Origin of the sequence: Micromonospora sp. NPDC127501, from assembly GCF_040302185.1 — a bacterium.
In the GTDB taxonomy this organism is placed as follows: Bacteria; Actinomycetota; Actinomycetes; order Mycobacteriales; family Micromonosporaceae; genus Micromonospora.
In genome coordinates this window covers 47,304-60,100 of the sequence record NZ_JBEORJ010000004.1, presented here as the reverse complement: position 1 = coordinate 60,100, position 12,797 = coordinate 47,304, and the positions used below count along the sequence as shown (strand labels likewise).

Annotated in this window: 11 protein-coding genes, 1 tRNA gene and 1 other RNA gene; 4 read left to right on the top strand and 9 right to left on the bottom strand. The window is 70.5% G+C overall.

Annotated features, from left to right (window positions below; all coding sequences use genetic code 11):
* The first annotated feature begins 63 nt into the window (after nt 1-63).
* Complete coding sequence (locus ABTW72_RS10325) at nt 64-720, top strand: HNH endonuclease family protein (protein WP_350856867.1); 657 nt, start codon at nt 64-66, stop codon at nt 718-720.
* Nucleotides 696-1,085 carry a hypothetical protein gene (locus tag ABTW72_RS10320; RefSeq protein WP_502892191.1) on the top strand — a complete coding sequence of 130 codons (390 nt, stop codon included), beginning with the start codon at nt 696-698 and terminating at the stop codon, nt 1,083-1,085. Before ABTW72_RS10325 ends, ABTW72_RS10320 begins: the two co-directional genes overlap by 25 nt.
* A gap of 24 nt (nt 1,086-1,109) precedes the next feature.
* On the opposite strand, the gene ABTW72_RS10315 is transcribed toward ABTW72_RS10320, so the two are convergent.
* The 7 genes from ABTW72_RS10315 to ABTW72_RS10285 form a co-directional block, all read right to left on the bottom strand.
* A complete protein-coding gene (locus ABTW72_RS10315; protein ID WP_350856861.1) occupies nt 1,110-2,213 on the bottom strand; it encodes an ABC transporter ATP-binding protein in 1,104 nt (367 codons plus the stop codon).
* Between the two features lie 76 nt (nt 2,214-2,289).
* Nucleotides 2,290-3,303, bottom strand: a complete 1,014-nt coding sequence (locus ABTW72_RS10310) for an ABC transporter ATP-binding protein (protein ID WP_112588584.1) — start codon at nt 3,301-3,303, stop codon at nt 2,290-2,292.
* Between the two features lie 8 nt (nt 3,304-3,311).
* Nucleotides 3,312-4,274 carry an ABC transporter permease gene (locus tag ABTW72_RS10305; RefSeq protein ID WP_350856857.1) on the bottom strand — a complete coding sequence of 321 codons (963 nt, stop codon included), beginning with the start codon at nt 4,272-4,274 and terminating at the stop codon, nt 3,312-3,314.
* Nucleotides 4,271-5,275 carry an ABC transporter permease gene (locus ABTW72_RS10300; protein ID WP_124776655.1) on the bottom strand — a complete coding sequence of 335 codons (1,005 nt, stop codon included), beginning with the start codon at nt 5,273-5,275 and terminating at the stop codon, nt 4,271-4,273. Before ABTW72_RS10300 ends, ABTW72_RS10305 begins: the two co-directional genes overlap by 4 nt.
* Before the next feature lie 85 nt (nt 5,276-5,360).
* The gene (locus ABTW72_RS10295; protein ID WP_350856853.1) at nt 5,361-7,022 is read right to left on the bottom strand and encodes an ABC transporter substrate-binding protein; all 1,662 of its coding nucleotides are present in this window, start codon (nt 7,020-7,022) and stop codon (nt 5,361-5,363) included.
* A 313-nt stretch (nt 7,023-7,335) separates the two neighbouring features.
* On the bottom strand, nt 7,336-7,929 hold the full coding sequence (gene recR / locus ABTW72_RS10290; protein WP_030328135.1) for a recombination mediator RecR: 594 nt from the start codon (nt 7,927-7,929) through the stop codon (nt 7,336-7,338).
* Nucleotides 7,930-7,937: 8 nt separating this feature from the next.
* Complete coding sequence (locus tag ABTW72_RS10285) at nt 7,938-8,246, bottom strand: YbaB/EbfC family nucleoid-associated protein (protein WP_007466279.1); 309 nt, start codon at nt 8,244-8,246, stop codon at nt 7,938-7,940.
* 201 nt (nt 8,247-8,447) lie between these two features.
* Here ABTW72_RS10285 and ABTW72_RS10280 point away from each other — a divergent pair, with 201 nt between their 5' ends.
* Nucleotides 8,448-9,119, top strand: coding sequence for a DUF998 domain-containing protein (locus ABTW72_RS10280; protein WP_350856850.1), 672 nt, complete (start codon nt 8,448-8,450; stop codon nt 9,117-9,119).
* Nucleotides 9,120-9,190: 71 nt separating this feature from the next.
* Here the strand turns inward: ABTW72_RS10280 and ABTW72_RS10275 are convergent, their stop codons facing one another.
* Both ABTW72_RS10275 and ffs read right to left on the bottom strand, forming a co-directional pair.
* Nucleotides 9,191-12,307 carry a DNA polymerase III subunit gamma and tau gene (locus ABTW72_RS10275; protein ID WP_350856847.1) on the bottom strand — a complete coding sequence of 1,039 codons (3,117 nt, stop codon included), beginning with the start codon at nt 12,305-12,307 and terminating at the stop codon, nt 9,191-9,193.
* A gap of 203 nt (nt 12,308-12,510) precedes the next feature.
* Nucleotides 12,511-12,600, bottom strand: an RNA gene (gene ffs, locus ABTW72_RS10270) — signal recognition particle sRNA small type.
* An 82-nt stretch (nt 12,601-12,682) separates the two neighbouring features.
* On the opposite strand from ffs, the gene ABTW72_RS10265 reads away from it, so the two are divergent.
* Nucleotides 12,683-12,767, top strand: a tRNA-Ser gene (locus ABTW72_RS10265).
* The last annotated feature ends 30 nt before the right edge of the window (nt 12,768-12,797 follow it).

The window sequence follows — 12,797 nt, the reverse complement described above, 5'->3', positions numbered from 1 at the left end:
CGAAACCGTGCCCGGGTACTGTGCGCAATCGCCGGGAGCCCCCAAGCTGGAGAGGTGTCGTCTGTGCGTACCAGATCAGGACCGCGAGCGGCGGTGGCCGCGCTCACCGCGGCGCTGGCGCTCGGCGTGGTCGGTTGTGTCCCGCAGGATGAGCCGACCACACCCCCGTCGAGCGACGGCGGCAACGCCGCGGAGCAGCTGAGCCAGCTCACCGTCGCTACCGCCGGCTCGATGAAGGGCTACAGCCGGGAGCGTTTCCCGCACTGGCGGGACACCGGCAAGAACTGCGATGTCCGGGACAGCATCCTCCAGCGCGACGGCAAGGACGTGAAGCTCTCCGGCTGCAACGTGGTCGGTGGGCGCTGGGAGAGTGTGTACGACGGTCGCAGCTTCTCGGATCCCTCCGACGTGGACATCGACCACATGGTGCCGTTGGCCAACGCATGGCGCTCGGGTGCCGACGAGTGGGACAACGCGAAGCGCGGCGATTTCGCCAACGACACCACCCGTCCGCAGCTCTTCGCGGTTTCCGCCACGTCCAACCGGGCAAAGGGTGACCAGGACCCGTCGCAGTGGAAGCCGGCAAACCGGTCTTACTGGTGCAAATATGCCCAGGACTGGGTGACGGTCAAGCACTACTGGCGGCTGACGGTGACCACCGCCGAGAAGGCCGCCCTGACCGACATGTTGGAGGGCTGTTCAGTGGGGAGCGATTCGTGAGCGCCGCCGGCGAGACCGGCCCGTCCGCCGCCGGCATGACGGCGGACGGCGCCGCCGAGACCCCCGCCGCCGTGCCGGGTGCCGGCATGGTCGCGGATTCGGGCGGGGCGGCCGGCCCGCAGGCCCGCACCACCGACATCGTGCCCGGCCCCGGCGGCGTGATGACCGACGAGGTCGGCGTCGTCACCGGTGACCTGACGCTGCGCACCGAGTACGCGGACGGCAAGGTCACAGTGCGGGTGCAGTACAAGGACGCGGACGAGTGGTACGTGGTGACCGGCACGTCGGTCACGCTGGCCGACCCGGCCGGGCTGGACGCGGTGCACGGCGTCGCCGTGGGGCTGCTGAACCGCCCCGAGGGCTGACGGGCGCCGGCACCGCGTCCAGTCTCAGACGTACGAGCCGGGCTCGGTGGGCGCGGAGACCACGCCCGGCGCGTCCCCCTCACCCTCGGGTCGGACGATCTGCGCGCTGACCCCGTGCGGGCGCAGTTCGCCGCTGGCGATCTGCTCGGCCCAGTGGCAGGCCACCCGGCTGGTGCCGATGTCCCGCAGCACCGGTCGCTCGTCGGCGCAGCGGGTGGGCTGCGCCCACGGGCACCGGGTGTGGAAGCGGCAGCCGGACGGCGGGTTGGCCGGCGACGGCAGGTCACCGGCGAGCAGGATCCGCTCCCGGCGGTCCTCAACGTCCGGGTCCGGCACCGGCACCGCCGACATCAGCGCCCGGGTGTACGGGTGCAGCGGCTCGGTGTAGAGCCGGTCGCTCGGCGCCTCCTCGACCAGTGCGCCCAGGTACATGACGCCGACCGTGTCGGAGATGTGCCGGACCACCGCGAGGTCGTGTGCGATCACCAGGTAGGTCAGCCCCAAGCTGTCCTGGAGTTCGTCCAGCAGGTTGACCACCTGGGCCTGGATCGACACGTCGAGCGCCGAGACCGGCTCGTCGGCGACGATCAGCTCCGGCCCGAGCACCAGCGCCCGCGCGATGCCGATGCGCTGCCGCTGCCCGCCGGAGAACTCGTGCGGGTAGCGGGACAGCGCCCAGCGCGGCAGCCCGACCGCGTCCAGGGTTTCGCCGATGATCCGTCGACGGTCGGTGCGGTCGGTGCCGATCCCGTGGGTCTGTAGGCCCTCGGTCAGGATCGACTCGACGTTCTGCCGGGGGTCGAGGCTGGACATCGGGTCCTGGAAGATCATCTGCATCCGGCGACGCATGCTGCGCAGCTTGCCGGACGGCAGCGTCGTCAGCTCGACGCCGTCGAAGCTGACCTCACCGGCGGTCGGCGGGGTGAGCTGGAGCAGCGCCCGGCCCAACGTGGACTTGCCGCAGCCGGACTCACCCACCAGGCCGTACGTCTTGCCCCGCGCGATGCTCAGGTCGACCCCGTCGACGGCCTTCACCTGGCCGACCACCCGGTCGAAGAGCACTCCCCGCTTGATCGGGAAGTGCACCTTCAGGTCGCGCACCTCGACGAGGATGTCGTTCTCACTCACGCCAGCACTCCGCTTCGCTCCGCGCCGGCGCGAGACGCCACGCCGCTGTGCCTGATGGTTCGCTCGCTACGCTCGCTCACGCTGACTCCTCCTCGCGCGGGGCGGGCACCATGCCCGGCAGCGGCTCCGGGTTGACGCACCGGTAGCTCCGTCCGTCGTGCGCGTGCACCAGCTCCGGCGGCTCACCCACGCACTCGTCGATCCGACGGGCGCAGCGCGGGGCGAAGGCACATCCATCCGGCCAGGGCAGCAGGTCACGGACCGAACCGGGAATCGGGTTGAGCTTCTCGCCCCGCCCGGCGTCCAGGCGCGGCACCGAGCCGAGCAGACCCACTGTGTACGGGTGACGCGGCTGGCGGAACAGCGGACGACGGCGGGCCGTCTCCACCACCCGGCCGCCGTAGAGCACGTTGACGGTGTCGCACATGCCGGCCACCACGCCCAGATCGTGCGTGATCATCAACAGCGCGGTGCCGGAGTCCCGGACCAGCTCCTTGAGCAGCTCCAGGATCTGGGCCTGGATGGTGACGTCCAGCGCGGTGGTCGGCTCGTCGGCGATCAGCAGCCGAGGCTGGCAGGCCACCGCCATCGCGATGAGCGCACGCTGGCGCATCCCACCGGAGAGCTGGTGCGGATACTCCTTGAGCCGCCGCTTCGGGTCGGGGATGCCGACCCGGTCCAGCAGCGCCGCCGCCTCCTTCGCCGCGGCCTCGCCCTTCATCCCCCGGTGCCGGGTGAGCACCTCGGTCACCTGCAACCCGATCGGGATCACCGGGTTCAACGAGGAGAGCGGGTCCTGGAAGATCATCGCGATGTCCCGGCCCCGGATGTCCCGCCGCGACCGGTCGTCGAGCTGGAGCAGGTCGGTGCCGTCGAAGACGGCCTTGCCGCCGACCCGCAGGCCGGGCTGCTTGGGCAGCAGACCCATGATCGCGAGCGAGGTGACGCTCTTGCCACAGCCGGACTCGCCGACCAGGCCGACCACCTCACCGGCGTCGACCGAGAAGGACACCCCGTCGACAGCGTGCACGGCCCGCTGACCGCGGCGCGCGAACGTGACGGAGAGATCTTCAACTTCGAGCAGTGCCATTGCCGGGCCTACTTCCGCAGCTTCGGGTCGAGGGCCTCACGCATCGCCTCACCCAGCAGGGTGAAGCCGAGCGCGGTGATGATGATCGCGACGGCCGGGTAGATCGCCAGTGACGGCCGGATGCCGAGGTACTGCTGCGCGTCGGCGAGCATGACCCCCCACTCCGGTACGGCGGTGTCCGGGTTGCCGAGGCCGAGGAAGGAGAGCGCCGCGGCCTCGATGATCGCGGTAGCCAGGGTCAGCGTGGCCTGCACGATCACCGGGGCGAGCGAGTTCGGCACCACGTGGGTCAGCGCGATCTTCGACTTCTTGACGCCGAGCGAGGTCGCCGCCAGCACGTAGTCGCTGTTGGCCTGGGAGATCATCGAGCCGCGCAGCAGCCGGGCGAACACCGGCACCGAGACCACGCCGACCGCGATCATCACCGTGGTCAGGCTGGCCCCGAGCAGAGCGGCGATGCTCACCGCCAGCAGCAGGCTCGGCATCGCCAGCAGCATGTCGATGAAGCGCATCAGGGTGGTGTCGATCCACCGCCCCCATCGGCCGCCGAGGCCGGCCGCGGCACCGGAGACGCCACCGATCAGCGCGCCGACCGCCAGACCGATCAGGGTGGAGACCACGCCGACCAGCAGGGTCTGCCGGGCACCCACGATCATCCGGCTGAACTCGTCGCGACCCTGGTGGTCGTACCCGAACCAGTGGTCACCGGTCGGGCCGGGGATGACACCCGGCTTGATCAGCCCTTCCCGGATGCCCACCGTGTCCGTCGGCGCGTACGGCACGAGGAACGGGCCGACCACCGCGACCAGCACGAAGAGCGCCAGGATGACAGCGCCGACGATTGCGGCCGGGTTGCCGCGCAACCGGCGGAACGCCTCCTGCCAGAGGCTGACACCCCGCTCGTCGTCACGGGCGGCCAGCTCGGAGAGCCGGTCGATCTTTTCGCGCTTCTTGCCCGGGCTGAGTGTCATCGCACCCTCACCCTCGGGTCGATGAAGCTGTAGGAGAGATCGACCAGGAGGTTCACCAGCACGTACACCACCGCGATGATCAGGATGAAGCCCATCAGCACCGGATAGTCGCGTTGGCCGATGGCCTCGGCGACGAACGCTCCGATGCCGCTGAAGGCGAAGACGGTCTCGGTCAGCACCGCGCCGGAGAGCAGGCCGCCCGCGAGCAGACCGATCGAGGTGGCGACCGGCAGCATGGCGTTGCGCAGGACGTGCCGGCGACGAACCGTCTGCTCGGTCAGGCCCTTCGCCTCGGCGGTCCGCACGAAGTCCTCGTTCAGCACCTCCAGCACGCTCGCCCGGGTGATCCGGACGATGATCGCCAGCGGGATGCTGGCCAGCGCGATGCTGGGCAACACCAGATGCCAGAGGGCGTCGGCGGCGGCGTCCCACTCACGGGTCATCAACCCGTCCAGGACGAAGAAGTTGGTGACTCGGGTCGCCCCGAGTGTCGGGTCCTGCCGGCCGCTGGACGGGAACCAGTGCAGGTTCTCCGAGAAGATCGCTTTGAGCACGTAGCCCAGGAAGAAGACCGGGATGCAGATGCCGATCAGCGAGCCGCCCACGGACGCGTGGTCCAGGAAACGGCCGCGACGACGGGCGGCCAGGTAGCCCAGCGGGATGCCGACGCCGATCGCGATGATCATCGCGGTGATGGTCAGCTCGACGGTGCCGGGGAACCGCTCGATGAACTCCGTGGTGACCGCCCGCTTGGTGGAGGTCGAGGTGCCCAGATCGAGCTTGATCATTCGCCGTACGAAACGGCCGTACTGCACCAGGATGGGCTCGTCGAGCCCCATGTTGCGGCGGATCGCGGCCCGCATCTCGGGGGTGCCGCGCTCGCCGAGGATGGCGGTCTCGGGGCCGCCGGGGAGTCGGCGGAGCCAGATGAAGAGCAGGAGGGAGAGCCCGAACAGCGTGGGTATCAGCTGAAGCAGGCGCCTGACGATGAACCGGAACACGGCGGCCTCGAAGGGGTGCGGAGGGTTGCGGGCGGGCGCTGTGCGACAGCGCCCGCCCGCGTTCCTTGCTGCGTCAGATCAGGACTTACTTGAACTCGGCGGTCGCGTACCGCTCGTCGGTGAGCGGGCTCGCCTTGACGCCGGTCACGTCCTTGCCGAACACGATCGCCGGCGGCGAGTGCGAGATCGGCACACCGGGCAGGAAGTCCATGACGGACTTGTTCAGGGCCTTGTACTTCTCGGTCCGGGCCGCGATGTCGGCGGTGGTGTCCGCGTCCTTGAACTGGTCGAACAGGGCCTTGTTGTTGAAGCCCCACTCGTCCTTCGGCCGGTCGAAGAAGGTGCCGATGAAGTTGTAGGCGTCACCGTAGTCACCGGTCCAGCCCAGGAAGTGGATGTCGTGCTTGCTACCCGAGGTGGTGGCGTTCAGGTAGTCCGGGCTCCACTTCAGCGGGATCGCCTCGACGGTGATGCCAACGGCCTTCAGGTCCGCCGAGAGCAACTCGAAGATGTCCTTCGGGTTCGGCATGTACGGCCGGGTGACCTCGGTCGGGTAGTGGAACTTCAGCGTCAGGTTCGACGCGCCGGCCTCGGCCAGCAGCGCCTTCGCCTTGGCCGGGTCGTAGGTGTACTTCGTGACGTCACCGTTCCAGCCCTCGACGGTGTCCGGCATGAAGTTGTCGGCGACCTTGGCACCCGGCGGCAGCTTGGAGGTGACCAGCTGCTGACGGTTCAGGGCGTACGCGATGGCCTGCCGGACGCGGATGTCGGCGAGCTTCGGGTTGCCCTTCTGGTTGATCGCCAGGTAGAGCACGTTGAACGCCGGGCGCGTGAGCATGTTGAAGCCCTCGCTCTTCAGCGGCTCGACGTCGGCCGGGCCAACCAGGTCGTAGCCCTGGATGTCGCCGGAGCGCAGCGCCTGCTTGCGAGCGTTCTCATCCGAGATCGTCTTGAAGATGAGGGTCTTCAGCTTGGCCTTGGCGCCCGCGTAGTCCTCGTTGCGCTCCAGGGTCAGCGTCTTGTTGGCGACGTCCCAGGTCTTGAACTTGAACGGGCCGGTGCCGGTCGGGTGCTCCGTCGCGTACGCCGGGTACTTGATGTCCTCGGCGGTGCCCGCGACGTTGCTCGCGTCGAACTCCTGCAGCGCCTTCGGGCTGTGGATGGAGAACGAGGGGAGCATCAGCGCGGCCGGAATCTTGCTGGAGACCCGGGTGAAGGACAGGTCCACAGTGGTGGCGTCCTTGGCGGCGCAGGACTTGAAGAGACTCGGCGGAAGGTCCGCGTTCTCGTTCTTGGCGAAGCCGCCCATGACGTCCTGCCAGTACGCGGTCACGTCCGGGCTCTGCATGAGGCCCTTGGCGTTGTACCAGCGGTTGAAGTTGACGCAGACGGCCTCGGCGTTGAAGTCGGTGCCGTCGTGGAACTTCACGCCCGAGCGGAGCTTGAAGGTCCAGGTGGTGCCGGCGGCGTCCGGGGTCCAGGACTCGGCCAGGCCGGGGGTGACCTTCGTGCCACCCTCCTCCGGTCGGACCAGGGTCTCGAAGACCTGACGCGCGACGCGCAGCGACTCACCGTCGCTGGCGAAGCTCGGGTCGAGCACCTTCGGGTCTCCGGCGACGCCGAAGACGAGGGTGTCCTTCTTGCTTCCGCCGGATTTGTCGTCGCGGTTGCTCTCGGCGCAGCCTGCTACCGCGAGGGCCGCGACCGCGATGGCCGCGATCGCGACCTTCGGCCTGGGTGCACGCATGTGTGCTTCACCTCGTCCTTGGGGGTACGGACAACGTGGTGACAGGGGTCACCGATGGCGGTGACCATAGCTCCCGATGCGTCCCCCCGGAAACCGCTGAGTGGACGGTTGGTATCGGATCGTGCCTCAACCGCCGCTTGACCTTCGATTCGTAGGCAAACGAGGCGAAAAACCGATCAATCTGTATCCGCGATGCCAAACTGTTACGTCGAACAGCCCCGATGAGGGCACAGGTGTCAGATCATTTCCGGGCAGGGACGCAGCGGTGGCCGGCACCCACACGGGTACCGGCCACCGGCCGTTCGGCAGGGGATCAGACCGCGCGGCGCCCCTCGAAGGCCCGACCAAGGGTGATCTCGTCGGCGTACTCCAGATCGCCACCGACCGGCAGCCCGCTGGCCAGCCGGGTCACCGAGATGCCCATCGGCTTCACCATCAACGCCAGGTAGGTGGCGGTCGCCTCGCCCTCGGTGTTCGGATCCGTGGCCAGGATCAACTCCCGCACCCCGCCGCCACCGAGCCGGATCATCAACTCCCGGATGCGGAGGTTGTCCGGGCCGATCCCCTCCAGCGGATTGATCGCGCCACCCAGCACGTGGTAGCGACCGCGGAACTCACCCGTCCGCTCGATGGCCACCACGTCCTTGGGCTCCTCCACCACGCACAGCACCTCGTCGGTGCGGCGCGGGTCGCGGCAGATCCGGCACTGCTCGGACTCGGCCACGTTGTAGCAGGTCGTGCAGAACCGCACCAGCTCCTTGACCTTGCGCAGCGCGCCGGCCAGCCGGTTGACGTCGGCCGGATCCGCCGAGAGGACGTGGAACGCGATCCGCTGAGCGCTCTTCGGACCCACGCCCGGCAGCCGACCCAGCTCGTCGATCAGATCCTGGATGGCACCTTCGTACATCTGCCGGCTCAGAAACCGGGCAGGCCGAGGCCGCCCATGCCGCCGGCGACCGGGCCCATCTTGCGCTCGGTCAGCTCCCGGGCCGCCTCGGCGGCGTTGTGCACAGCCGCGACGACCAGATCCTCCAGCGTCTCCACGTCGTCCGGGTCGACGGCCTTCGGGTCGATCTTGATGGCCTTCAACTCACCGGAGCCGGAGACGGTCGCGGTGACCAGCCCGCCGCCGGCGGTGCCGGTCAGCTCGGCCTCGGCCAGCTCGGCCTGGGCGGCGGCGATCTGCTGCTGCATCTTCTGCGCCTGCTTCAGCATCTGCTGCATGTTCGGCTGTCCACCTGGGCGCACGGGATGGCTCCTTCTCGCACTCGTCTGCTCGACCGCCGCTCAGCCTATCCGCTGGGACCGACCTCGCCCCGCCCGGTGCGTCCGCCCACGCCGAGCCTTCGGGTACGGCTAGCCCTACCCCGAATCGGCCATCTGCTGGTAGTGCACCCAAAGCCGTCGCACTGGTCTGCTCGTGGCATGAACCTCAACCGCACCGGCCGGGTCGGCGCACTGTGCTGGCTCGCGGCCGCGCCCATCTTCCTCGTCGCCAGTCTGGTCACCGGGCTGCGGTGGCGCGAGCCCGCCTACAGCTGGGCCACCCACAACATCAGCGACCTCGGCAACGCCCACTGCGGCATCTGGGACACCACCCGCCCCCGTTACGTCTGCTCGCCGTGGCACCCACTGATGAACACCGCGACACTGGCCACCGCCGTCCTGCTCGCCGCCGGGCTCCTGCTGACCTGGCGCATCCTCGGTCGCGGTCCGGTGGTGCGCACGGCCCAGACACTCCTGCTGCTGGCCACCGGCGGATACGCCCTCATTGCCCTCTACCCGGCCGACATCGACGAGAACCTGCACGTCCTCGGCGCAGTCCTGATCATGGGGATTGGCAACATCGGCCTGCTCCTGGCCGGCTTCGCGCCACGCACCACGGCGCTCGGCCGGTGGCGACGGCTCACCCTCACCGCCGGGCTCATCGCGCTGGCCGGAACGACACTGTTCGCCGCCCAGCAGGGCCTGGCCATCGGGGTTGGCGGCATGGAACGGGTAGCCGTCCTACCCTTCCCCCTCTGGGCCTGCGCCCTGGGCGTCCTGCTAGCCGAGACCCCTCCCCTACGCGATCTTGCACTTCCTGCCTCGACATAAAGGGGCATTCCACGCAATACGACGACCGAAACTGCAAGATCGCCGAGCCAGGGCGAGCCGGGGCCGGGTTGTTAGCGGGCGTCGACTTCGTTGATCTTCTCGGCGCCGAAGGTTTCCCGGAGCAGCCGTACCGCCTGCTCCTCGCTGGACTCCCGCGCGGTCTTCTCGTCGATGATCTCGTCCAACGGCTCGTCGCCCGGATCGAACCCCTCAAAGGCCGGGGCCGCCGCCGGGGCCGCACCGCCGGGCCGGCCGGCCCGCGCCGGGCCGTCGAAGTCCGGGTCGTAGGGCGGCTCGCCCGCCCATTCGGCGTCCGCGACGGGCCGGGCTGCCGCTCCGGTACGCGCACCGCGCCCCGCCGCCGCCGCGCGAGCCGCGGCGATGGCGCTGCTCACCGGCGCACCACCGGCTGCCGCCGGCTGCCGGGCCCCCGGTGTCGGGTTACCGCGCCCGCCCGGCTTACCGCCACCGGCCGCCGACCCAGGACCGCCCGAACCCCCTGGCCCGGTGCCGTTCGCGCCACCACCGTTGGTGCCGCTGCCGTTCCCAGCGTTGCCGTTCCCGGCGCTGCCGTTCACGCCGCTCGACGCCGGTGCGGAGTGCGGGCTCGACTCGTTTCCGGCCGACACGCCGCCGGGTAGGGCGGCCTCCGGCCAGTCCTCGTCATCCGTAGCCTCGGTGGCGAGGGCGCCGCCGCCGGGGCGGGCCGCCGCCGGCCAGTCGCCGTCGTCGTCCGCTGCCGGGACGGAGGGCGCTGCGCCCTGCCCACCAGCACCGTGACCAGCGGAAACCGCACCGACACCGCCACGCGAAGCCGAGCCGGCGGGGCCGCTCGGGTTCGCGGCGGTCGACGAGGCGTTCGTCGGGCCGACGGCGGTCGGGGCGTTGGGCCCCACAGTCCCCGGCCCGGCGGCGTTCGCACCTGGCGCTGCGGTCGAGCCGGACCCAGCGGTCGAGCCGGGCGCGGCGCTGAAGCCAGGCGCGCTCGAACTTGGCGCAGCGTTCGAGCCAGATGTGTTCGAGCCAGGCGCTGGGTTCGAACCAGGCGCTGCGTTCGACCCTGGAGCACCGTTCGACCCTGGAGCACCGTTCGACCCTGGCGCACCGTTCGACCCTGGCGCACCGTTCGAGCCGGACGCACCGTTCGAGCCAGGCGCGGCGTTCGAGCCAGGCGCGGGGTTCGAGCCAGGCGCGGGGTTCGTGCCTGGCCCGGTTGGTGGCGCGCTCGTCGGGCCGGAGGCAGCCGGGGTCGCGGCGTTCGTCGCGGCGGCGGGCGCGGCTGGCGGGGCGGCGGGGCGGGCCGGTGCGGCCTGCTGTGAGCGCGGTGAGCCGGACAGCGACGCGCCACCGCGCTCGCCGGCCACCTCGCACCGGATCTGCCAGCGCCCGCCCAACTCCTCGTAGAGCGCGTCGGTGAGCACCGCCGCGTGGTCGGCCATCATCTTGGCCAGCACCGTGGACTTCACCGTCAGCACCAGCATGTCGCCGTCGAGTTCGCGGACGACCGCGTCCCGCATCAGGGCGGCGATCCGCTTGTTGGTCCGGTTGACCTTGCCGACCACGTCGGGCCAGACGCGGCGGACCGCGACCGCGTCCAGCGCGGCGGCCGGTGCTCCGGGTCGGGGCGGCGCGGGCGTGGCCGGGTCGGGAAGCACCGCCGACGGTGGCACCACGCGACGCGGGGTCGGCCCGGCAGGCGAGACGGGTCCGGCCTGGTCAACGGGGGCGGACCCGGTCGACGCGCCAGGGGAGGCCGGGATCGGCGAGTCGGCCGCCGCGACGTACGAGGTAGGTGCACCGGAGGTCGGAGCGTGCGAGGCGGGTGCCCCGCTGACCGAAGCAGCCGGGGCGGGAGCGCTCTGGGTCGGGGACGCAGCCGGGTCGACCGCCCACGGCGGTGCGGAGGTCGGGGCGTTCACGGGTGCCGGGGTGGCGGCAGCCGGGACCGGGGTGGCTTGCTGTGGGCGTACCCCTGGGTGGTTGGTCGGCGCGGAGCCGGCGGCGGCCGACGGCGCGTCGGTGCCGCCCAGGGTGAGCCGGCGTTCCATCCGCTCCAGGCGCTGGAGCAGGCCGCCGGTGGAGTCGTCCGCGCCGGGCAGCAGCATCCGGGCGCAGATCAGCTCCAGCAGCAGGCGGGGCGCGGTGGTGCCGCGCATCTCGACCAGCCCGTTGTGCACGATGTCGGCGCAGCGGGACAGCGTGGCCGAGCCGAGCTGCGAAGCCTGGGCAGCCATCCGCTCGATCTGGTCGGCCGGGCCGTCGATGAGACCCTTCGCGGCGGCGTCCGGCACCTGCTGGATGACGATCAGGTCGCGGAGCCGCTCCAGCAGGTCGGAGGCGAACCGGCGCATGTCGTGCCCGGCCTCGGCGACCCGGTCGACGGTGGCGTACGCGGCCGCGCCGTCACCGGCGGCCAGCGCGTCGCACATCTCGTCGATCAGCGCCGAGTCGGTGACACCGAGCAGCGCGACGGCCCGGGCGTAGCTGACCCCCTCCGCGCCGGCGCCGGCGATGAGCTGGTCGAGCACGGAGAGGCTGTCCCGCATGCTGCCGCCACCGGCGCGGACGACCAGCGGAAAGACCGCCGGCTCGACGGCGACGCCCTCGGCCTGGGTGAGCTGCTCCAGGTACGGGCGGACCACCTTCGGCGGAAACAGCCGGAACGGGTAGTGGTGGGTCCGCGACCGGATCGTGCCGAGGACCTTCTCCGGCTCGGTGGTGGCGAAGATGAACTTGACGTACTCCGGGGGCTCCTCGACCAGCTTGAGCAGGGCGTTGAAGCCCTGGGTCGAGACCATGTGCGCCTCGTCGATGATGTAGATCTTGAAGCGGCTGCTGGCCGGCGCGAAGAAGGCGCGCTCGCGCAGCTCGCGGGCGTCGTCGACACCGCCGTGGCTGGCCGCGTCGATCTCGATCACGTCGATCGACCCGGTGCCGTCGGTGGCCAGCGAGCGGCAGGACTCACACTTGCCGCACGGCTCCGGGGTGGGGCCCTGCTCACAGTTGAGCGAGCGGGCCATGATCCGGGCGCTGGTGGTCTTGCCGCAGCCACGGGGGCCGGAGAAGAGGTAGGCGTGGTTGAGCCGTCCGCTGCGCAGCGCCTGCGACAGCGGCTCGGTCACGTGCTCCTGGCCGATGACCTCAGCGAAGGTACGCGGCCGGTACTTGCGGTAGAGCGCCAGCGTCACTCGTCCCGCCTCCTCTCGACCGAGCCATTCTGCGCCGGTCGGGCGCGGGTGACCACCCACCACCCCGGGGCGCCTGGGCCTTCGGGCTTGATCGACTCGGCTGTCGGCCTTGATCGACTCGACTTCCTGGAAACCGCGGTGTCCGCGCGGCCGGGACACCGCGACATCACGGATGCCGAGCGGATCAACCGGCCCACAGACAAAAAGGCCTCCCGTGCACCCGGCAGAGCTCGCTTATCCTTGCTGCCTTCCGGCCCTGGGGAGGTTCACGAGATACCGCCGCACGGGAGGTGACGCCCAGCCTACCCGACCGCCCGTCGATCTTCAGGGGGTGGTGGGGTCGCCCGCCCGACACGGGCCTGTATCCTGGCTCGCGGAGGATTCGCCTAGAGGCCTAGGGCGCACGCTTGGAAAGCGTGTTGGGTTTACACCCTCACGAGTTCGAATCTCGTATCCTCCGCTCGCCTGAGCTGCACGAACGACAGGGCCG